Here is a 19868-nt window from a genome sequence, read left to right as displayed (position 1 = left end):
AGTGATAAGGATAAGCTTACCAAAGCATAACACCTCAGTAAGCCCGAAAAATTAGTCAGCGTCGCTGATTAATGTACCTTCAGTTTCACCCATAACCACGCGACGTAATGCGCCTGGTTTATTCATGTTAAATACACGGATTGGCATTTTGTGATCACGTGCTAGCGTAAATGCAGCCAAATCCATCACTTTAAGTTCTTTTTCAAGAATAGTGTTGTAAGACAACGTATCATACAGCTCTGCGTCTGGGTTTGCTACTGGGTCAGCAGTAAATACGCCATCTACCTTTGTCGCTTTTAGAACTACGTCAGCTTCAATTTCGATACCACGTAGACACGCAGCAGAATCTGTAGTGAAGAATGGGTTACCAGTACCAGCAGAGAAGATCACAACACGACCTTGACGTAGTTGGCTGATTGCATCTGCCCAGTTGTAGTCGTCACACACACCTTTAAGAGGGATAGCTGACATTACACGTGCATTTACGTAAGCACGGTGCAGGGCGTCACGCATTGCAAGGCCGTTCATTACCGTTGCTAGCATACCCATGTGGTCACCAACAACGCGGTTCATACCTGCTTCAGCAAGGCCTGCACCACGGAAAAGGTTACCGCCACCGATAACAACGCCTACTTGAACACCTAGTTCAACCAATTCTTTTACTTCTTGAGCCATACGATCAAGGACCGTCGCGTCAATACCAAAACCTTCTTCGCCTTGTAGTGCTTCGCCGCTAAGTTTTAACAGAATACGTTGATACGCCGGTTTAGGGTTCGTAGTCATGGAGTTTACCTTCCAAAGAGTTGATGATTAACAGTCATGGATAAAAACTGAAGAGCTCAGTTTGCATTCATAACAGCTAACAGCCGAAAAATAATTCATTATTCATAAAAAGACCGCAGCATTTGCCACGGTCTTTTTTAATCAATACACTAAGGATTAACCTTGTTGTACCGCTGCAACTTCGTCTGCGAAGCTCATTTCAGCCGCTTTCTCGATACCTTCACCAACTTCTAAACGAACGAAGGTAGTAACTGATGCGCCTTTCTCTTTAAGAATGTCAGCAACAGTTTTCTTAGGTTCCATGATGAAAGCTTGACCAGTAAGAGATACTTCGCCCGTGAATTTCTTCATACGGCCGATAACCATTTTCTCAGCGATCTCTTGTGGTTTGCCTTCGTTCATAGCGATTTCAACTTGAACAGCTTTTTCTTTTTCTACTACGTCTGCAGGTACGTCAGATGGGTTAACGTACTCAGGCTTAGAAGCAGCAACGTGCATAGCGATGTGCTTAAGCGTTTCAGCTTCGCCTTCACCAGCAACAACAACACCGATTTTCTCGCCGTGACGGTAAGAAGCAAGTGCAACACCTTCGATTAGCTCAACGCGACGGATGCTGATGTTTTCACCGATTTTAGTTACTAGCGCAATACGTGCGTCTTCAAACTTAGCTTGAAGTGCAACGATATCTAAACGCTCTGCTAGAGCAGCTTCAGCAACTTCGTTAGCGAATGCAAGGAAACCTGCATCTTTAGCTACGAAATCAGTTTGGCAGTTAACTTCAAGAAGAGCAGCAACGCCAGCGTCTTCTTTAATAACGATTGTGCCTTCTGCAGCAACGTTACCAGCTTTTTTAGCTGCTTTCGCTGCGCCAGATTTACGCATATTTTCAATTGCTAGCTCGATGTCGCCTTCAGCAGCAACAAGCGCTTTTTTACATTCCATCATGCCCGCAGCTGTGCGTTCACGAAGTTCTTTAACTAGAGCTGCAGTTACAGTTGCCATTCTCTATTCCTCAGTAAATTCTAAAAAAGATAAAAAACAGGGGCCTCATTAAATGGCCCCTGATATTGACTGTATTTAGCTTGCTTCAAATATCAATATGACACCTGAATATGAACTAAATATGGCTCAGAGCCGCTATTATTCAGCTTCTACGAAACCGTCTTTTTCAGCAGCAGCAGCGATAACAACGTCTTTGTTACGGCCTTCTTTAACCGCGTCAGCAGCAGCGTTAAGGTAAAGCTGTACTGCACGGATTGCATCGTCATTACCAGGAATGATGAAGTCAATGCCGTCTGGGTTAGAGTTAGTATCAACTACAGCGTAAACTGGGATACCTAGGTTGTTAGCTTCTTTAACTGCGATGTGTTCGTGATCAGCATCGATTACGAATAGAGCGTCAGGTAGGCCGCCCATGTTCTTGATACCACCAAGAGATTTCTCTAGCTTCTCCATTTCGCGAGTACGCATTAGAGCTTCTTTCTTAGTAAGCTTGTCGAAAGTACCGTCTTGAGCTTGCGCTTCAAGTTCTTTCAGACGCTTGATAGACTGACGAACAGTTTTGTAGTTCGTTAGCATACCGCCTAACCAGCGGTTGTTAACGTAGAACTGGTTGCTGTTGATAGCAGCTTCTTTAACAGCTTCAGATGCAGCACGCTTAGTACCAACAAAAAGAACTTTACCTTTCTTCTCGCCAACTTTAGCAATTTCAGCTAGAGCTTCGTTGAACATTGGTACAGTTTTTTCTAAGTTGATGATATGAACTTTGCTACGAGCACCAAAGATGAATGGCTTCATTTTTGGGTTCCAGTAACGAGTTTGGTGACCGAAGTGAACACCAGCTTTAAGCATATCGCGCATTGATACAGTTGCCATTTTAAAATCCTCTATGGGGTTAGGCCTCCACACTCCCCATGAATCCGACCCCTAACAACTAACCACTTTTCAGCCGTTATCTGTGTTGTTGAGGCACCCCGGAACATGTGTCGGAATGTGTGTGATTTAAAGAAATAAGTTAATGGACACAAAGCTTGTTTCGCCAAATGGAGAAAACAGTCCTGATGTCCGGCGCGCTTTATACCATATTTTGTCTATCTATGGCTAGAAAAAAATCTAAAAATGGCGACTGCTATACTGATCTTTGACACTGTATTTCTCTTATAAAGAGTATCAATAACACAAGAGACAAACTGTCTAAATTTGAACACTATTCAATCATGCTTAGTAATGTCCACCAGCATTATATGGGTATCAGAATGTTGCGCTAAAATACTGCACTGCTAGAATAGCCCCAATATGCACACTTAGGTGCTACCAAATTTAAGAGATATGCAATGGCTGTAAAAATTAAAACTGCTGAAGAAATTGAAAAAATGCGCGTTGCCGGCAAGCTGGCTTCAGAAATTCTAGAGATGATTGAACCTCACATCCAAGTGGGTACAACGACAGAGGAACTAAACCAAATCTGTCATGAGTACGCTCTAGAAAGAGGCGCATACTCAGCACCACTTGATTACCACGGTTTCCCTAAGTCAATCTGTACTTCTATCAACCACATCGTGTGTCACGGTATTCCAGCATCACAAGATGAGACGGGTAGCACAGGTCAATTCAAACCTGCAGTACTAAAAGATGGCGACATTCTAAACGTTGATATCACTGTGATTGTTCCTGATGACGAAAATGCTGATCTAAGTGTTCGTCCACAAGGCTACCACGGTGACACATCTAAGATGTTCCTTGTGGGTGAAGTTTCTCCAGCAAACAAACGTCTGTGTATGGTTGCTCAAGAAGCACTTTACGAAGGCATGCGTCAGGTTAAACCAGGTGTTCAACTTGGCCAAATCGGTACTGCTATTGAGAAGTACATCAAAACAAACAACAAGAACAACCCACGCGCTAAATTCTCTATTGTTAAAGATTACTGTGGCCACGGTATTGGTTCTGAGTTCCACGAAGATCCACAAGTCGTTCACTACAAAAACAGCGACCGTACCGTACTGAAAGCAGGCATGTGTTTCACAATCGAGCCAATGATCAATGCGGGTAAGTTTGGCTGTCGTCTAGATGACGAAGATAGCTGGACAGTGTACACAGCAGACAGCAAGAACTCAGCTCAGTGGGAACACACTCTGGTTGTAACGGATACTGGTTGTGAGGTACTAACACTACGCAGCGACGATACGATTCCACGTATCATGAAGAACGCTTAGTTCAACAAGCTGAATACCTCAGACTTTTAAAAATATCCTCGCCTATCGAGGATATTTTTTTATCCGCTCAATTTCGATTTTCCATCAGCTTCTGTTAAATTGTTTACTATTCTCATTTGCTTGCACGGATAGCAGACTATGCCTTATCAATGTCCCCTTACGTTCAATGAAGAACAAATTGAAATCTGCGAAATAAAAAATCAGCTCGAAATCTTCACGCAGTATCAAAAAAATGAATTTCTGAATCATCATCCAGTCACCGATTTGGTGCTGCTTCGTTCCGAATACATGGATTTGCTTCTCAATCGTTTATGGGAGCATTTTGGATTCAACAAACTGCCTCATATTTCACTTGTTGCGGTGGGAGGCTATGGCCGTGGTGAACTACACCCTTTGTCCGATATTGACATCCTCATCGTCTCACAAAAAACACTGCCACCCGCACTGGGTGAAAAAGTCAGTCAATTCATTACACTACTCTGGGACTTGAAACTCGAAGTCGGCCACGCGGTGCGTACCATTGCAGAGTGTCTTGAGATCGGCACCGATGATTTAACCGTTGCCACTAACCTGCAAGAATCGCGCTTACTGTGTGGCAGTGAAGACACCTTCCAAGAGCTGAAGCTAAAGATTCATTCCGATTCATTTTGGCCAAGTGAGACGTTTTACAAAGCCAAGATTCAAGAACAGAGAGAGCGTCATGCTCGCTACCACGACACAACCTATAATTTAGAACCGGACATCAAATCGACTCCGGGAGGGCTCAGAGACATCCACACCCTGAGCTGGGTTGCGCGTCGACATTTTGGTGCAACGTCTTTATTGGAGATGAGCAAATACGGCTTTCTAACCGATGCTGAATATCGTGAGTTGGTCGAGTGCCAAGATTTCTTGTGGCGTGTTCGCTTTGCACTACACATTGAACTGCGCCGTTACGACAACCGTCTCACATTTGCCCATCAAGCTCAGGTAGCGGAACACCTAGGTTACAGTGGTGAAGGCAACCGTGGCGTCGAGATGATGATGAAAGAGTTCTATCGAACACTTCGCCGCGTAGCTGAGCTCAATAAGATGCTGCTTAAGTTGTTCGATCAAGCGATCATCAATGGCGGTCAAACACAAGAAGCCGAGATTCTCGACAACGACTTCCAACGTCGAGGTTCATTGATCGAAGCGCGTAAGCCGGCTCTATTCCAAGCGAGACCAGAAACGATTCTCGATATGTTTATCCATATCGCGAATGACTCTTCTATCGAAGGGGTAAGCCCACCAACATTGCGACAACTGCGAACCGCACGTCGCCGATTGAATCGCTTCTTGCATACCATTCCTGAAGCTCGTGACAAGTTCATGGATTTGGTTCGCCACCCAAATGCACTGCACAAAGCCTTTAGTTTGATGCACAAATTGGGCGTGCTATCGGCCTATTTGCCACAGTGGAGCCAAATTGTTGGTCAAATGCAGTTTGATCTTTTTCACGTTTACACCGTAGATGAACACAGTATTCGCCTACTCAAACACATCAACCGCTTTGGCCAAATCGAGAACCACGATAAGCACCCTATCTGTTGTGAAGTGTATCCACGAGTTCAAAAGAAAGAGCTGTTGATTCTGGCGGCTATCTTCCACGACATCGGTAAAGGCCGCGGCGGAGACCACTCAGAAATTGGCGCTGTAGAAGCTTACTCTTTCTGTATTGAACACGGGCTATCAAAGCCAGAAGCCAAACAAGTCGCGTGGCTAGTACAAAACCACCTGTTAATGTCAGTGACCGCTCAACGCCGTGATATCTACGATCCGGACGTAATCACAGAGTTCGCCAAGAAAGTTCGCGACGAAGAGTCGTTAGAACTGCTGGTGTGCCTAACGGTAGCCGATATCTGTGCAACCAACCCAGAACTATGGAACAGCTGGAAACGTACCCTACTCGCAGAACTGTTCCATTCTACGCAGCGCGCACTGCGTCGCGGCTTGGAAAACCCAGTCGATGTCAGAGACCGTATTCGTCATAACCAGCAAATGGCATCTGCACTGCTGCGTAAAGAAGGCTTCACGGCTCGTGAGATTGAGGTGTTGTGGCAGCGTTTCAAGGCTGACTATTTCTTGCGTCATACACACACTCAAATCGCATGGCACTGTGAACACTTACTTCGCTTAGAAGATCCGAGTCAACCTTTAGTGCTTATCAGCCAAAAAGCGACACGTGGCGGCACAGAGGTATTCGTTTACTGTAAAGACCAAGCGGCACTTTTTGCGACCGTCGTTGCCGAGCTCGACAGACGCAACTTTAACGTTCACGACGCACAAGTCATGGTCAGTAAAGATGGCCACGTTTTGGATACCTTTATCGTACTGGATCAGCACGGCGAAGCGATCGATGAAGCAAGACACAAAGCCGTCGCTAAGCATCTAACTCATGTTCTGGCTGATGGCCGCCCAACTAAGATTAAGACTCGTCGTACGCCACGTAACTTGCAGCATTTCAAGGTGAAAACCTTAGTTGAGTTCCTACCAACCAAGAGTAAGAAACGCACCTTGATGGAGTTAAGAGCTCTTGATACGCCAGGGTTGTTGGCTCAAGTCGGTGCAACCTTTGCAGAATTAGACATCAACTTGCACGGTGCGAAAATCACCACCATAGGTGAGAGAGCTGAAGATTTGTTTATTCTGACCAGTGACGCGGGAGGCAGACTGTCTGAAGAACAGGAACAAGCGCTAAGAGAAAGGTTAACTGAGCATGTTTCAGAACTCGCACCTTAGAAAGCTAATTTAGTGCTAGAAGTAAGTTATGACTAGGAAACAAGTTTAGCTCTAGGAACAGCTTTAATAACCAAATAAGTGTGGGCAAAGATAGAGAGCGATCTTGCCCACAACTTACAATCAATTCACAGATATCAACTATCTAGCTCGTCGTTAGGCTGCTACATTGATCAAGTCAATTACATAAAAGTATTACATTCATAACCTAGAGGTCGCTTATGTATCCAAACCTCACTGGCTTAGGTATCCACGAACCTAAACAGATTGAACGTTACTCCCTTCGCCAAGAAGCTCATAAAGATATCCTGAAGATTTACTTTCGTAAGCAGAAAGGTGAACTGTTCGCGAAAAGCGTTAAGTTTAAGTACCCACGACAAGTAAAAAGTGTGCTTGTTAGCGGTGGCAATAATCAATACAAAGAAGTGACTGAGATTAACCGCAACCTCACTCTTGTGATTGATGAGCTCAATAAGATCACCAAACCGACGCCAACCGCTGAGGTCGATGTGAAGCAGAAGATCCTTACCGACTTACGCCACTTAGAGAAGGTTGTATCAAGTAAGATCGCAGAGATCGAAGCCGATCTAGAAAAGCTGAAATGATCCCGCGATGAGCGACTAACTAACATTAGTTTTACCGCTAAGATTGCATAGACACAAAAAGGGCTGATATCACTATCAGCCCTTTATTTTTATTCTATTCTCTATGTTTACTAGACGCCTGGTCTTTACTTAGACGACCGTGCTTCAGCATTCACCAAGCTGGTATCCCACTCAAAGGTTTCAAACAACCTTAGCCACGTTTCATCTAGGCTGGCTTTCATTACTAATTCTTTCTTTGTAAAAGGATGAATGAAACGCAACTCAGAAGCGTGCAACAACAGACGGTGTGAGTCTAAATCATCGCGGAACAGTCGGTTGTGCTTACCATCACCATGTGAAGTATCGCCAACGATTGGATGTCTTAGATGAGCCATGTGACGACGCAGCTGATGTTTACGTCCTGTCTTAGGCATCATCTCAACTAAGCAATAACGACTGGTAGGAAAACGGCCTGTTGAATACGGCACTTCGACTTTCGCTAACGGCTCGTAAACGGTGACGGCTTCTTGTGGTTCTTTGTCTTCTTTTGCAAACTTGTCTGCGATCTTATCCAACTCGACCTTGAGTGCGTAGTCGAGCGTATCACCTTCTTCTATCCAACCACGAACAATCGCATGATAGGTTTTTTGCATCTCATGGTTAGCGAACATCGGCATCACCTGTGAAGCAACCTCGCTCGACAACGCAAACACCAACACACCAGATGTCGGTCTGTCTAAGCGATGCAATGGAAATACATGCTGACCAATTTGATCTCGCAGTGTCTGCATAACAAATTGAGTCTCGTGTTTATCGAGCCATGAGCGGTGTACTAGCATGCCGGCTGGCTTATTCACCGCGACAAAGTACTCATCATGATAAATGATCTCTAACATTACGCACATACCTCATCAATACTCTGAATCGTCACTAGCAGTTCAGCTTTTTCTGCCTCATTTTTCCATACTTCACCAAAATAAGGATGAATCGCAAAGCCTCTCGGTAGGCTCATTTGTGCATCCATCATTGCGTTGATCTTTACGATAAAGATCCACTGCAACCACTCTTCTGGCTGTAGCGAGTCAATCGCAAAAGGCTCAACGCTCGCCAGAGCTTCATCCGAAGGTGAAACATCGCTCCATAGGGAACATTGGCGCATTTGTTGTTCTAATTGTTGAAGTAAAAGAGGTAACTTTGTGGCTGTTGTCATTTTTCACCAAGTTATTTATCTAGTGACCTTGAAATTGGGGCATAGAGTACCATCTATTTAGGAAAGAAAGTTAGGAGCTTTATTACTATGGAAACCATTCACACGCTCACTCAGTTGCTAAAGAATAGCGGTTGCCAATACGACATCTACGACCTAGGTCGTCGTATCCAGAAGATCGACAACACCCTATTCTCTGATGTTGAGCAGGGGAAACAGCCATACCCGTTTCCACTTCAGAAACAAGCTCACTTAGCCATTAGCTACTGGAACGAACACAAACAGCCATGGATTTGGTTTCTAAAATTCAAGCTAGACGAAAGAGGCCTACTGCATCAAGGCGATGTGGGTAATTTTCTTAAGTTTGTTATCGAAGCAATGGGCACGCGTTTGAACGGCGATATCAGCGAAGAGCAACAGCAAAAGCTGTCAAACAACCCTTATACCTTCAAGCCTTCTGAAGACAAAATGGCTGTATTTCATAGCCAAGTAAGAGCAGGTTTAGACCTTGCGACGAGCCAATATTACGAGCACGCTCAGCATTACTTCACAGGTGAGCTTGGTTGGGATAACTGGAAAACGGTTGGACTACAAGGCATCACCGATATGTGCGCGCGTTTAGGCAGCCAACAAAACGGTGTCTCTATTCGCAAAGCCATCAATAAGCTGCCATCAGAACCGCTATACGCCACGTTAGGCGCGCTTGAGCATACACAAATCAATGACAAACTCGCGCAACGCTTACAAGAGCTTGCGGAGAATGAGATCGCAAGCAAAGAGCCTGATTTGTTCTTACTTTCAGCTTTGGTTCGTGCCCTTTCTGGTGCAGAACAAGGGATCGCGAATAACACCATTAACCAAGTTCTGGCTAGTCCACGCTTGAGCCACCAAGAAGTGTTGATTGGTTTAGCGGGTCGCAGCTGGCATGCACTACAAGACCCTGCGATTGCTGAGCAATTCTTGCTACGTCTCGCACAAACGGGCAATCAAAACCTGTTCAATCAGTTATTTGCAGATTTAGTGATGATTCCGACACTAAGAATGGTATTTTTACCCTTGTTGAATTCGAACCCATCACCTGAGCTCGCCAACGCATTGATTGAGTTACAACAAGCGGCTAAGTCTCAATAGTAGGGTAAATCAATACCGGATTAACTGAAGCACATGCTGGCTCAAGTAACGGACCAGTTCAATAGCTCGTAAAAACAAGCCCAATAGCTCGTAAGAGCATGCTCAAAACACGATTGGAATAGAGAGATAAAAGGAAGTATGGATTAAATGATAGATAACTTATTGGCTATTTTGATGCTGTGCTTCTTTTGCTTTTTCTTTTGGCAGCAGCGCAGGCAATCAGAGCTTGCGAAAACTGCCATTGCGAGAAAATGTAAAGAGCTCGACTTGCAGCTACTAAGCGTTGCCTTCAGTGGTCATAAATTTAAGATGCGCCATGAGCTAACCACCATTTGGCGCTGGCACACTGTGTACCAATTTGAGTTTTCAGCATTGGGTGATGATCTGTACCAAGGAAAACTGACTATGGTCGGCTTCCGCTCTATGCGGTTTGAGCTACAGCCTCATAGAATGTAACGTCGCAAAACTCGGTATAACGATATTCATGATAAGGGCCAAACTGATCTTGTTTGGTCTCTTTAAATGCAAAGCCTAACTTTTCGAGTAACTTAATCGATGGGTTATGACCGACATTAACGGTCGCAACAACATTCGTTAGGTGCTCTTCAAAACACACCAAACTGAAGAAAGGTTTTAGCACTTCGCTAGCAAGACCTTGATTCCAAAACTCCTTGTCTAGAATAAATCCTAGTTCATGCTTCCCTTCTTCAGACGAAACAAACAAATGCCCAAGGTATTCACGGGTTTGGTTGTGGATAATGGCACGGCAAAAACCGACGTTATCGTTCAGTATTTCTTGAAATAGGTGTTTTGCAGAGGCGATAGAGTGCGGCCCATTCATTTCAGCACGATTAATGGGGCAGCAATTCAACTTGATAAAGTCGTGTTGTAGCTGTTCGGTATAAGGTACCAACAGCGTTCTTGAGGTTGCTATCGTCATAAAACACTCCTTGTGTTGACCATTAGCAGAAAAGCAGATGTTGCGCTCTTAGATGAAAAAGCTCTCGATTAAAAAGAGCCCCTAGATAGAGAAAAGCCTCAGATAAAGAAAAGCCCCGACACCGAAGTGTCAGGGCTAGGGTCTTACTCGCAGCAGTCCGGCTACTAATAAATGCTCCATGCATCATCCATAATAGTGGCTGTAATCCTTCAGCTCTTTCCTTTACTTCGCCGTCCTAGCGGTGTCCAATCATCCTGAAAGCTAACAATCCTAGTTAGCGCACATCACTTGTTCCGTGAGCGGTGTCCTTTACATCGTCCTGATGCTAATCCAACCCTTTAAATCCTAAAGGTGTCCATTGTCATTCCGTTGCAGCTAACTTCCTGTTAACTGGCTGTATCCCTACAATGTCCTTACGCTCCATGCTTGACTACTCAATCCTAAGTAACCAAATCTTCATCCTGAAGATAACCAAATCCTTGGTGCTTTCCTGTTCCGTGTCAGAATCCTTCCGACAAGGTTTAATTTACGCGATTTAGGATTTTGGACAATAGATTTGCATCACACTTTCAATTCAATAAAGTTGTTAATTATATAAAACAATTAAAATTCAAAAGCTTAACCATATGCACTTAAATCTCTCTAGTGATGTATTCGTGTTATCTCACAGCCTTTGTAAGAGATCTCTCACAAGCTATGGGCGGTTTTATGATTCGCTATCATTCACCGGAGCGAGTAAAATGACCAAAGACTAAAAATGGAGGTCAACATGCTGACAAAAGATGTGTCTGAAGAGTTGAAATCAGTGCTTGAAGGACTGCAAGCACAAGGGAAAGAGCCGACAGTTGCTTTAGTTAAAGCTCGTATGAGCACATCCGTTCCGATGCCAGCTTTAATCATGACTATCAAAAGCTGGAAAAGCGCCAATCGCGTCCCTAAAGTTGAAGTCGCGACACAAGAAGAGCCGACACTTGATCGTGTTAGCCAACTGGAAAAGCAAATCCTTGAACTTACCGCTCGCGTTGCCACGCTTGAAGCCAAATTAACTGAGTAATAAGTTAACTGAGCAATAAGTTAACTGGCCAATAAGGCAACTGAGCAATAAGTTGACCGATAAATAAGCTAACAGAGAAATAGAACACTATGAAGATATGGGTTGATGCGGACGCTTGTCCAAAGGTTATCCGTGAAACAATCGTACGCGCAGCTGAACGCACAGGGGTCGAATGTACCTTTGTCGCGAACCATTTGGTTCCCGTACCCAAGCGTAATAACATTCACTCAATTCAAGTTCCAAGCGGATTTGATATTGCAGATGATGAAATCGTAAAACGCACTGAACCCGGCGATCTGGTGATTACCTCTGACATTCCTCTAGCGGATGAAGTGATCACCAAAGGTGCTCTTGCTTTAAGTTCTCGCGGCGAGCTTTACACCAAAGAAACCATCAAAGCGCGTCTCAATATTCGAGACTTTATGGACACTATGCGTTCAAGTGGCATCCAAACTGGCGGACCAAGCACCCTTTCTCAAACCGACCGTCGTGAGTTCGCAAACCACCTCGATCGCCTGCTAGCTAAACGCTAACCGCAGTATTTGAATGACGACAACTTTAGAAGTCGTCTCTTAACTGCTGTAGCCCAGATGAAATTTTAATCGACATACTCCGTTCTTAATATTTATTACAATAACGGAGTATTGCTTATGATTCGCCAAATAGCCCTCTCGCTATCCATTCTTTTTGGTAACACCCAACTTTCTTTTGCTGATGAAAGCTTTGCCGATGAGCACTTTACTGATCAAGAGTACGGAATCATCGGAGGCAGCATCACCTATGGTGAAAGTGTTTTCTCGACTAAAAGTGCCCCTCAATTTGGCGCGACACCCAACCTATTCTATTCAGGACCGAAAGGCTTTATCGATGGTAGCTTAGCCAATTGGCAACTGCTGCCTTACGTAGGGTTATCTGGAAATTGGCGCTTTGCTGAAGTGTCAGACACCTTCGTTGACCTACCTAACGGCATTCAAGACAGAGATGGCAATGGAGAGCTGGGGATAACCTTAGGAACGGTAGGCGCACGCCTCACCTACTTACACGATGTGACTTCAGAACATAACGGCTACGAAGTTCAGCTTCACTTAGGCAGAACGTTAGAAACCTGGACACAGCAATTCACCATTACGCCCTACCTAGAAGTCGATTATCGTGACAAGAAACTGTCCAATCACCTGTATGGTATTTCTAACACCGAATCTTCTGCCTCAGGGTTAAATCAGTTTGATGCGGGTTCGACGTTTGTTTATCAAGCAGGGTTAATCGGGCTTTATGAGTTTACGCCAACTTGGATTGGTATCGCACGCGCAGACTTGATTCATCACGACAGCGACAGCGCGTTGATACAACGAGACTTGGGCTGGTCATTCGAACTAGGCGTTACCTATCGGTTTGCGGGATTGTAAGTTTACTGACTCAAACAAAAAGAGCCTACATCAATGCAGGCTCTTTGGTATCTCGTCTTTTATTCAGTTGATAAGCGAATCGAAATGTTCGCCTATCACCGTTCACTAAGGCGTGTAGTACGTTGCAGCGCCTGGACCTACTGGTAGACCAAATACGAATACCCATAAGTAGAACAAGATGCTCCAACCGAACATGAATACCATTGAGTAAGGCAACATGGTCGCGATCAGTGTACCGATACCTAGGTTCTTCATGTAGCGAGTTGCTACGGCAAGGATAAGACCGAAGTAGCTCATCATTGGTGTAATGATGTTCGTTGTTGAATCACCGATACGGTAAGCCGCTTGAATCGTTTCAGGTGCGTAGCCTACTAGCATTAGCATTGGAACGAAGATTGGCGCTGTTACTGCCCACTGTGCAGAAGCTGAACCGATCATCAGGTTAATGAAGCCACACATTAGGATGAATGCGAAGAACAACATTGGACCCGTTAGGCCAATATCCTGAAGGAATGTTGCGCCGCCTACAGCGACCACTTGACCGAAGTTCGTCCACTTAAAGAAAGCAACAAACTGTGCAGCAAAGAATACAAGAACGATGTACATGCCCATTGAAGACATAGACGTTGCCATTGCATTAATCACATCACGGTCATTCTTCATTGAACCCGTAACTTTGCCGTAAACAAAGCCAGGAATAGCAAAGAATACAAAGATAAACGCAACGATACTTTTCAGGAATGGAGAACCTGAAATCGTACCGGCCTCTGAACGCAGAACACCGTCAGCAGGAACCACAGTCCAAGCTAAAAGTGCACTCACGATTAATACAGCAACACCCGCTAGCTTAAGGCCTTTCTTCTCAATAGCAGTAAGTTTACCCATCGAGTCATTTGAAAGATCTTCAGATGCGTCTTCATCGTTGTATTTACCTAACTTAGGTTCAACAATCTTCTCTGTTACCAATGCACCTGCAATCGAGATAAAGAAGGTCGAAACAAACATGAAGTACCAGTTTGATTCAGGGCCAACAGAGTAAGAAGGATCAAGCATTTGTGCCGCTGTTTCTGTAATACCAGAAAGCAGTGGATCAACCGTACCGATAAGTAGGTTTGCAGAATAACCACCAGATACACCAGCAAATGCTGCCGCTAGACCTGCTAATGGGTGACGACCCAATGAGTGGAAAAGCATTGCTGCAAGAGGGATAAGAACTACGTAACCCAGCTCAGATGCCGTGTTAGAGATAATACCGGCAAATACCACGGTTACAGTAACCATGCGCTGAGATGCGCCCATTACCATGCCGCGCATTGCCGCAGATAATAGACCTGAGTGTTCAGCAATCGCAACACCTAGCATTGCAACAAGCACAGTACCAAGTGGCGCAAAGCCAACAAAGTTCGAAACTAGATTCGTTACGATGAGTTGTAAGCCTTCAGCATTAAGTAAGCTTACAACGTGGATCATGCCATCAGCAGCACGACCGCTAGCACCTTCTGGGCGAGGATCCATTACAGATACTTCGAAGTAACCAGCAATTCCTGAAGATACTAGGATTGCGACACAGAAGATTGCAAAAAGAGTGATTGGGTGGGGTAAAAGGTTCCCCAAATATTCAACGCCATCGAGAAAGCGGGTAAAAATTGGTTTCTTTGGCGAGTTGTTTTTTATTGAAGCTGATGAACTCATCAGTTCCCTCCTTGTAGTGATTCCTGTGCAATTGTGACAAAAATGTTCAAATTGCCAGCGCAGAGTACGCGACAAAATTATCAATTAGAAATTCAAAATGTTACAAAATGTGTAACAAATGACTACTTTTAACTCTATAAGAACAATTAATTAGCAAATAAATCTACATTAAATACAAAAACTAGATTTATAATTCACAGGAACACATTCACTACAAAAATAACTGGCGATGTAACTCATTGATTCATTTAAAAATAAAACACAGCATACGCTAATTTAACACGCAATATTTTGCAAGGTTCCTCTCGAAGGAAAAGAAAAACAGACAAATGAATGAAGTTTGACTTTCCCCTCGTTTTTACACTCGTGTCACATCAATTTGACTGACTATTTTTGAACCGCTTTGAATCTCGGGTTGGATTTACAGATGACATAGTGACGGCCTCTGCGCTTTACTATTTGGCAATCTGGATGACGGCTTTTCGCACTTTTAAGTGATTTTATAACTTTCATTCTATTTCGCTCCCTTACCTAATTGACCAAAGCGACGAGTAAAGTTAGCAACACGTCCCTCTTTATGTAGCACTCGCTGTTTACCCGTATAGAAAGGGTGCGACTTTGCAGACACTTCAATCGTGAAATAAGGGTAAGTATTGCCATCTTCCCATTCGATAGCGCGGTCTGTTTTCAGCGTAGAGCCTATTAAGAAGTACTCATCAACGCTGGTGTCATGGAACACCACTGTGCGGTAGTCAGGGTGGATATTCGGTTTCATTGTATTTCCCTAAATAATTAAATTGATACGTTATAACATATCAAATGATAATTATTATCAAAAGAAAAACAAGCGATTTTATGATATTTTTCCGTCTTAACTGAAACCAGAGAACACCTTGCTATGTACACCATTAAACCTGTTGGCTTTATTGAGTCTCCTTATAAAGAGAAGTTCGCTGTGCCAAGACAGCCTAGGTTAGTACCAACATCCACCTCAAGAGTCAGGTTGGTTGACGCAGCAAACTGCCTTGAGTCTGTTCGAGATATTGAGCAATTTAGCCATGTGTGGTTGTTGTTTTTGTTCGATAAGAACCTTGAAGCAGGCTGGAAACCAACCGTGAGGCCACCTCGCCTTGGCGGCAATGAACGTATTGGTGTCTTCGCGTCTCGTGCCACATTCAGACCCAATGGAATTGGCATGTCTGCGGTTGAACTCAAAGGTGTATCTCAAGAGAAAGGGCAGACTTGGTTGGATCTTGGCAGCGTCGACTTAGTAGACGGCACACCGATCATCGACATCAAGCCTTATATCCCCTACTCAGATTCGATCCCGGATGCATTGGGAGGGTTTGCCGCCGATGAACCAGAAGTGCTCGACGTTAACTTTTCGCAGCAAGCGCAAAGTAAGCTCGCAAGCCATCCACAAGCGCGCCATATCATTCAGGTGATCAAAGAAGTATTAGGCCAAGATCCTCGCCCTGCCTATAAGAAAGGTAAGCCTGACAACAAGGAATATGCGGTAAATTTGTTCGATCTTAACGTGAAATTCGTGGTTGAAACGCTTTTCATCAATGTAACTGACATTGAACGCTTTTGAGATCCCAAATAGGCTGATATTATATGCGGCTATATCAGATTTGCTGTCGTCACTCACTGCAGCAAATTTTCTTTTATCAATGATGAAACGGATACCATAGAATGCGTACCAGTAACTACCTTCTTTCTACTCTGAAAGAGACTCCAAACGACGCAGAAGTTATCAGCCACCAGCTGATGCTACGTGCAGGTATGATCCGTAAGCTAGCTTCAGGTTTATATACTTGGCTACCTACTGGTCTACGTGTACTGCGTAAAGTCGAAAATATCGTTCGCCAAGAGATCGATAATGCAGGTGCCGTTGAAATCTTGATGCCCGTAGTTCAACCGTTTGAGCTTTGGGAAGAGACTGGCCGTTCTGAAAAGATGGGCCCTGAGCTACTTCGTTTCACAGACCGTCACTCTCGTCCGTTTGTTCTTAGCCCAACAGCTGAAGAAGTAGTGACGAGCCTAGTACGTAACGAGATCAGCTCTTACAAACAGCTACCTCTAAACCTGTACCAAATCCAGACTAAATTCCGTGATGAACGCCGCCCTCGTTTTGGCGTAATGCGTGCACGTGAATTCTCTATGATGGATGCGTACAGCTTTGATATCGACAAAGAAGGCTTAGAAAAGTCTTACCAAGCGATGCACGATGCTTACTGTAAAGCATTCGACCGCATGGGCCTTGAATACCGTCCAGTATTAGCAGACTCTGGCGCAATCGGCGGCAGCGGCTCTCAAGAGTTCCACGTTCTTGCCGAAAGCGGCGAAGACCTAATCGCATTCTCTTCTGAATCTGATTACGCAGCGAACATCGAGAAAGCAGAAGCACTAGCTCCTACTGAAGAAGTTGCAGCGCCTACTCAAGAGATGGAGCTGGTTGATACGCCAAACGCAAAAACAATCGCAGAGCTTGTAGAGCAACACGGTCTAGCAATCGAGAAGACAGTTAAGACTCTATTCGTTAAAGCTTCTGATGAAGTAGATGCAGACATCATCGCACTGATCATCCGTGGTGATCACGAACTGAACGAAGTGAAAGCTGAAAATCTTCCACAAGTAGCTTCTCCGCTAGAGATGGCTTCTGAAGAAGAAATCCGTGCACTTGTTGGTGCAGGCCCTGGTTCACTAGGTCCTGTTGGCCTAGAGCTACCATTCATCGTTGACCGCTCTGTAGCAGTAATGAGTGACTTCGGCGCTGGCGCAAACGTAGATGGTAAGCACTACTTCGGCATCAACTGGGGTCGTGACGTAGAGCTTGCTCAAGTTGAAGACCTACGTAACGTTATTGAAGGCGACCTAAGCCCATGTGGTCAAGGTACTATCCAACTTAAGCGTGGTATCGAAGTTGGTCACATCTTCCAACTAGGTAATACTTACTCTAAAGCAATGAACTGTAACGTGCTTGGTCCTGATGGTAAGAGCGTAATCCTAGAAATGGGTTGTTACGGTATCGGTGTTTCACGTGTTGTTGCATCGGCTATCGAGCAAAACCACGATAAATTCGGTATCACTTGGCCAGACGCACTAGCACCGTTCCAAGTTGCTATCGTACCAATGAACATGCACAAATCTGAGCGCGTTAAAGAAGCCGCTGAGAAGCTATACGCTGAATTAACAGCTATGGGTATCGAAGTTTTATTCGATGACCGTAAAGAGCGCCCTGGTGTTATGTTTAAAGATATCGAGCTTGTGGGTATCCCTCACACTATCGTTATCGGTGATCGCAGCATGGACGAAGGTAACTTCGAATACAAAAACCGTCGTACTGGTGATAAAGAAGTTATCGCAATGGACACGGTTATCGAGCACCTTAAAGCTCAACTAGCTTAGTAATTAAGTAACTGAATAAGTCTGTATTGACTAAATAATTGGTTACTCGCTAGATAAACATTGAAAGGCTGCCATTAGGTGGCCTTTTTTGTGCCTGTCATTTCGCTTCAAACTCCCTTCTATTTATTAGTAGAGTAAATAACGTAAGTTAATCCCCTGTTCATCTTTAAATCCGTATATTGGTGTCATCAACTTTTTGGACATGCTCACCATTGGAGGTATCGATGGATATCAAAAGCTTACTGAACCAAGCACTTAAATCAGATCTCGTTAAACAAGGCACTCAGAAACTTTCACAAGGGTCTTCAAGTTTAAGTGGCCTAACTCAAGGCAGCAATGGCAAGAGTATCAACAAAAGCACGCTCGGAGCCTTCGGTGCAGGCGCAGTTGGCGGAGGACTCTTAGGTTCGTTAATGGGCTCGAAGAAAACCAAGAAAATGGGTAAGAAAGCCGCTGGTATTGGTGGCGCAGCAGCACTTGGCGCTCTCGCTTACAAAGTCTATAACGATTACCAGTCTAAACAAGGCCAAACACCGAATACCGAACAAGCTCAATTTGATGAGAACGACTCAAACCATAGTGTGCTGATTCTAAGATCGATGATTGCTGCGTCCAAAGCCGATGGTCATGTCGATGAGGAGGAGATGGCAAAGATCGAGCAAACGGTCGAAAATATGGGCGCGGACTATCAACTGACTAAATTGGTCTCTGAAGAGCTGCACAAACCACTCGACCCAAGTGAGATTGCTCAGCTCGCAACTTCACCTCAACAAGCAAGTGAGATCTACTTAGCCTCTTTGATTGTGGCTGACGAGCAGAACTTTATGGAGAAGGCCTACCTCAAAGAGTTAGCTAAGCAACTCAACCTTGCAGATGAAGTTACTTATCAACTTGAACAGCAGATATCTGGTTAAGCGGTCAATATTAGGCTAATCAATAAATATCATGCTAAGCCGCAAATACACGCTAAGTAGCAGACTAGCAAAGTGATACGCTGAGCATTAACAGAATGAGATATTGAGCAAGAACAAACTAACTCTGAACTTAATCAGATCCACTTTGTTTTTGCTTATCTCTATGTGTATATTGAGATCAGTTATCATTTGGTTAGGTATAAAAATGAAAGTATACGATTGTTGTGATTTGGTGCGTGAACTGTATTCTCAAATTGGCAGTGGCGACCAAGGCTATATCCCTAAAGCGATCACCTGCGCGGTAAAAACATTGAATGACCTTGCTGCAGATGAATCTCTTCCTAAAGAAGCACGTGATCGCGCTGCATTTGCCGCAGCCAATCTGCTGATCTCAGATTTCGAGGACTAATATGAACCTCGCTAATTTTGAAAAGATGGATCCAGTGATGTTGATGAGCATCGTCAACATGAAGCTACGTGACGACTTCGGCGGTGATTTGGATCGAGTAATCAACTTCTACGAAATCGACAAAGCAGCATTGATCGCAAAACTTGCGTCTGCTGGTTTTGAGTACCTTCCAGAAGCCAAACAATTTCGATAGTCATTTAGAACAAGCTTGATTTTGAAAGGCCAACCTCAGTGTTGGTCTTTTTTATTGGTGATACGTATTGGATAAACATGTAGTTAGTCAGTTATAAATTATCTGTCTACATCTATACTTTTATATCTTAGAGTCAACGAACGCTCCTTGAACCTAAGCGTATTGTTGTATAGGC

The 19868-nt window shown here is 44.2% G+C and carries 22 protein-coding genes; 13 read left to right on the top strand and 9 right to left on the bottom strand.

Annotation, left to right across the window (positions count from 1 at the left end; translation table 11 throughout):
* Positions 1–51: 51 nt before the first annotated feature.
* The 3 genes from pyrH to rpsB form a co-directional block, all read right to left on the bottom strand.
* On the bottom strand, positions 52–783 hold the full coding sequence (pyrH, locus tag NX845_RS07815) for a UMP kinase (protein ID WP_017072669.1): 732 nt from the start codon (positions 781–783) through the stop codon (positions 52–54).
* 156 nt (positions 784–939) lie between these two features.
* Complete coding sequence (gene tsf / locus NX845_RS07810) at positions 940–1785, bottom strand: translation elongation factor Ts (RefSeq protein ID WP_017072670.1); 846 nt, start codon at positions 1783–1785, stop codon at positions 940–942.
* A gap of 138 nt (positions 1786–1923) precedes the next feature.
* The gene (gene rpsB / locus NX845_RS07805) at positions 1924–2658 is read right to left on the bottom strand and encodes a 30S ribosomal protein S2 (protein ID WP_004734351.1); all 735 of its coding nucleotides are present in this window, start codon (positions 2656–2658) and stop codon (positions 1924–1926) included.
* Positions 2659–3116: 458 nt separating this feature from the next.
* Between rpsB and map the strand changes: the two genes are divergently transcribed.
* The 3 genes from map to NX845_RS07790 all read left to right on the top strand — a co-directional run bounded on the left by map (position 3117) and on the right by NX845_RS07790 (position 7357).
* Positions 3117–3995 (top strand): type I methionyl aminopeptidase, encoded by an 879-nt coding sequence (map, locus tag NX845_RS07800; protein ID WP_004734352.1) that lies wholly within the window; start codon positions 3117–3119, stop codon positions 3993–3995.
* A gap of 138 nt (positions 3996–4133) precedes the next feature.
* Entirely contained in the window at positions 4134–6755 is a 2622-nt protein-coding gene (glnD, locus tag NX845_RS07795) for a bifunctional uridylyltransferase/uridylyl-removing protein GlnD (RefSeq protein WP_004734353.1), read from the top strand.
* A 218-nt stretch (positions 6756–6973) separates the two neighbouring features.
* On the top strand, positions 6974–7357 hold the full coding sequence (locus NX845_RS07790) for a DUF3461 family protein (protein ID WP_004734354.1): 384 nt from the start codon (positions 6974–6976) through the stop codon (positions 7355–7357).
* 125 nt (positions 7358–7482) lie between these two features.
* Here the strand turns inward: NX845_RS07790 and truC are convergent, their stop codons facing one another.
* Both truC and NX845_RS07780 read right to left on the bottom strand, forming a co-directional pair.
* Positions 7483–8232 carry a tRNA pseudouridine(65) synthase TruC gene (gene truC, locus NX845_RS07785; protein WP_065605781.1) on the bottom strand — a complete coding sequence of 250 codons (750 nt, stop codon included), beginning with the start codon at positions 8230–8232 and terminating at the stop codon, positions 7483–7485.
* Positions 8232–8546 (bottom strand): YqcC family protein, encoded by a 315-nt coding sequence (locus tag NX845_RS07780; protein WP_065605779.1) that lies wholly within the window; start codon positions 8544–8546, stop codon positions 8232–8234. Before NX845_RS07780 ends, truC begins: the two co-directional genes overlap by 1 nt.
* An 87-nt stretch (positions 8547–8633) precedes the next feature.
* On the opposite strand from NX845_RS07780, the gene NX845_RS07775 reads away from it, so the two are divergent.
* Together NX845_RS07775 and NX845_RS07770 are read left to right on the top strand one after the other, a co-directional pair.
* Complete coding sequence (locus tag NX845_RS07775; RefSeq protein ID WP_065681350.1) at positions 8634–9674, top strand: DUF3549 family protein; 1041 nt, start codon at positions 8634–8636, stop codon at positions 9672–9674.
* A gap of 147 nt (positions 9675–9821) precedes the next feature.
* Entirely contained in the window at positions 9822–10130 is a 309-nt protein-coding gene (locus NX845_RS07770) for a DUF3301 domain-containing protein (protein ID WP_004734358.1), read from the top strand.
* Here NX845_RS07770 and NX845_RS07765 read toward each other — a convergent pair.
* On the bottom strand, positions 10096–10614 hold the full coding sequence (locus tag NX845_RS07765) for a GNAT family N-acetyltransferase (protein WP_004734359.1): 519 nt from the start codon (positions 10612–10614) through the stop codon (positions 10096–10098). The genes NX845_RS07770 and NX845_RS07765 overlap by 35 nt on opposite strands.
* A gap of 769 nt (positions 10615–11383) precedes the next feature.
* On the opposite strand from NX845_RS07765, the gene NX845_RS07760 reads away from it, so the two are divergent.
* The 3 genes from NX845_RS07760 to NX845_RS07750 all read left to right on the top strand — a co-directional run bounded on the left by NX845_RS07760 (position 11384) and on the right by NX845_RS07750 (position 13074).
* The gene (locus NX845_RS07760) at positions 11384–11668 is read left to right on the top strand and encodes a hypothetical protein (protein WP_016800689.1); all 285 of its coding nucleotides are present in this window, start codon (positions 11384–11386) and stop codon (positions 11666–11668) included.
* A gap of 89 nt (positions 11669–11757) precedes the next feature.
* On the top strand, positions 11758–12201 hold the full coding sequence (locus NX845_RS07755; RefSeq protein ID WP_004734361.1) for a YaiI/YqxD family protein: 444 nt from the start codon (positions 11758–11760) through the stop codon (positions 12199–12201).
* 117 nt (positions 12202–12318) lie between these two features.
* Positions 12319–13074 carry a MipA/OmpV family protein gene (locus NX845_RS07750; protein WP_017088920.1) on the top strand — a complete coding sequence of 252 codons (756 nt, stop codon included), beginning with the start codon at positions 12319–12321 and terminating at the stop codon, positions 13072–13074.
* Positions 13075–13179: 105 nt separating this feature from the next.
* On the opposite strand, the gene NX845_RS07745 is transcribed toward NX845_RS07750, so the two are convergent.
* The 3 genes from NX845_RS07745 to NX845_RS07735 all read right to left on the bottom strand — a co-directional run bounded on the left by NX845_RS07745 (position 13180) and on the right by NX845_RS07735 (position 15541).
* Positions 13180–14766, bottom strand: coding sequence for an AbgT family transporter (locus NX845_RS07745; RefSeq protein WP_004734363.1), 1587 nt, complete (start codon positions 14764–14766; stop codon positions 13180–13182).
* A 387-nt stretch (positions 14767–15153) separates the two neighbouring features.
* Positions 15154–15279, bottom strand: coding sequence for a type B 50S ribosomal protein L36 (gene ykgO, locus NX845_RS07740; protein ID WP_081008126.1), 126 nt, complete (start codon positions 15277–15279; stop codon positions 15154–15156).
* 1 nt (position 15280) lies between these two features.
* Entirely contained in the window at positions 15281–15541 is a 261-nt protein-coding gene (locus NX845_RS07735) for a type B 50S ribosomal protein L31 (protein WP_065681351.1), read from the bottom strand.
* 123 nt (positions 15542–15664) lie between these two features.
* On the opposite strand from NX845_RS07735, the gene tsaA reads away from it, so the two are divergent.
* The 5 genes from tsaA to NX845_RS07710 all read left to right on the top strand — a co-directional run bounded on the left by tsaA (position 15665) and on the right by NX845_RS07710 (position 19693).
* Positions 15665–16360 (top strand): tRNA (N6-threonylcarbamoyladenosine(37)-N6)-methyltransferase TrmO, encoded by a 696-nt coding sequence (tsaA, locus tag NX845_RS07730; RefSeq protein ID WP_065681352.1) that lies wholly within the window; start codon positions 15665–15667, stop codon positions 16358–16360.
* Between the two features lie 101 nt (positions 16361–16461).
* A complete protein-coding gene (locus NX845_RS07725) occupies positions 16462–18177 on the top strand; it encodes a proline--tRNA ligase (RefSeq protein ID WP_017079392.1) in 1716 nt (571 codons plus the stop codon).
* A 224-nt stretch (positions 18178–18401) separates the two neighbouring features.
* Entirely contained in the window at positions 18402–19091 is a 690-nt protein-coding gene (locus NX845_RS07720; protein ID WP_065681353.1) for a tellurite resistance TerB family protein, read from the top strand.
* Between the two features lie 205 nt (positions 19092–19296).
* Positions 19297–19500 (top strand): YaeP family protein, encoded by a 204-nt coding sequence (locus NX845_RS07715; RefSeq protein ID WP_009847436.1) that lies wholly within the window; start codon positions 19297–19299, stop codon positions 19498–19500.
* Position 19501: 1 nt separating this feature from the next.
* Positions 19502–19693 carry a DUF4250 domain-containing protein gene (locus NX845_RS07710; RefSeq protein WP_017095534.1) on the top strand — a complete coding sequence of 64 codons (192 nt, stop codon included), beginning with the start codon at positions 19502–19504 and terminating at the stop codon, positions 19691–19693.
* Positions 19694–19868: the final 175 nt, after the last annotated feature.

The organism is Vibrio sp. NC2 (assembly GCF_025195005.1).
Classification (GTDB): Bacteria; Pseudomonadota; Gammaproteobacteria; order Enterobacterales; family Vibrionaceae; genus Vibrio; species Vibrio splendidus.
This window is presented reverse-complemented; position numbering and strand designations above follow the sequence as displayed.

Excerpts from the sequence above, each read along its gene's own strand:
- tsaA (WP_065681352.1), top strand. The coding sequence starts at position 15,665 with ATGTACACCATTAAACCTGTTGGCTTTATTGAGTCTCCTTATAAAGAG.
- NX845_RS07710 (WP_017095534.1), top strand. The coding sequence starts at position 19,502 with ATGAACCTCGCTAATTTTGAAAAGATGGATCCAGTGATGTTGATGAGC.
- truC (WP_065605781.1), bottom strand. The coding sequence starts at position 8,232 with ATGTTAGAGATCATTTATCATGATGAGTACTTTGTCGCGGTGAATAAG.
- NX845_RS07720 (WP_065681353.1), top strand. The coding sequence starts at position 18,402 with ATGGATATCAAAAGCTTACTGAACCAAGCACTTAAATCAGATCTCGTT.
- pyrH (WP_017072669.1), bottom strand. The coding sequence starts at position 783 with ATGACTACGAACCCTAAACCGGCGTATCAACGTATTCTGTTAAAACTT.
- NX845_RS07790 (WP_004734354.1), top strand. The coding sequence starts at position 6,974 with ATGTATCCAAACCTCACTGGCTTAGGTATCCACGAACCTAAACAGATT.
- NX845_RS07775 (WP_065681350.1), top strand. The coding sequence starts at position 8,634 with ATGGAAACCATTCACACGCTCACTCAGTTGCTAAAGAATAGCGGTTGC.
- map (WP_004734352.1), top strand. The coding sequence starts at position 3,117 with ATGGCTGTAAAAATTAAAACTGCTGAAGAAATTGAAAAAATGCGCGTT.
- rpsB (WP_004734351.1), bottom strand. The coding sequence starts at position 2,658 with ATGGCAACTGTATCAATGCGCGATATGCTTAAAGCTGGTGTTCACTTC.
- NX845_RS07770 (WP_004734358.1), top strand. The coding sequence starts at position 9,822 with ATGATAGATAACTTATTGGCTATTTTGATGCTGTGCTTCTTTTGCTTT.
- ykgO (WP_081008126.1), bottom strand. The coding sequence starts at position 15,279 with ATGAAAGTTATAAAATCACTTAAAAGTGCGAAAAGCCGTCATCCAGAT.
- glnD (WP_004734353.1), top strand. The coding sequence starts at position 4,134 with ATGCCTTATCAATGTCCCCTTACGTTCAATGAAGAACAAATTGAAATC.
- NX845_RS07725 (WP_017079392.1), top strand. The coding sequence starts at position 16,462 with ATGCGTACCAGTAACTACCTTCTTTCTACTCTGAAAGAGACTCCAAAC.
- NX845_RS07745 (WP_004734363.1), bottom strand. The coding sequence starts at position 14,766 with ATGAGTTCATCAGCTTCAATAAAAAACAACTCGCCAAAGAAACCAATT.
- NX845_RS07760 (WP_016800689.1), top strand. The coding sequence starts at position 11,384 with ATGCTGACAAAAGATGTGTCTGAAGAGTTGAAATCAGTGCTTGAAGGA.
- NX845_RS07715 (WP_009847436.1), top strand. The coding sequence starts at position 19,297 with ATGAAAGTATACGATTGTTGTGATTTGGTGCGTGAACTGTATTCTCAA.
- tsf (WP_017072670.1), bottom strand. The coding sequence starts at position 1,785 with ATGGCAACTGTAACTGCAGCTCTAGTTAAAGAACTTCGTGAACGCACA.
- NX845_RS07750 (WP_017088920.1), top strand. The coding sequence starts at position 12,319 with ATGATTCGCCAAATAGCCCTCTCGCTATCCATTCTTTTTGGTAACACC.
- NX845_RS07765 (WP_004734359.1), bottom strand. The coding sequence starts at position 10,614 with ATGACGATAGCAACCTCAAGAACGCTGTTGGTACCTTATACCGAACAG.
- NX845_RS07780 (WP_065605779.1), bottom strand. The coding sequence starts at position 8,546 with ATGACAACAGCCACAAAGTTACCTCTTTTACTTCAACAATTAGAACAA.
- NX845_RS07755 (WP_004734361.1), top strand. The coding sequence starts at position 11,758 with ATGAAGATATGGGTTGATGCGGACGCTTGTCCAAAGGTTATCCGTGAA.
- NX845_RS07735 (WP_065681351.1), bottom strand. The coding sequence starts at position 15,541 with ATGAAACCGAATATCCACCCTGACTACCGCACAGTGGTGTTCCATGAC.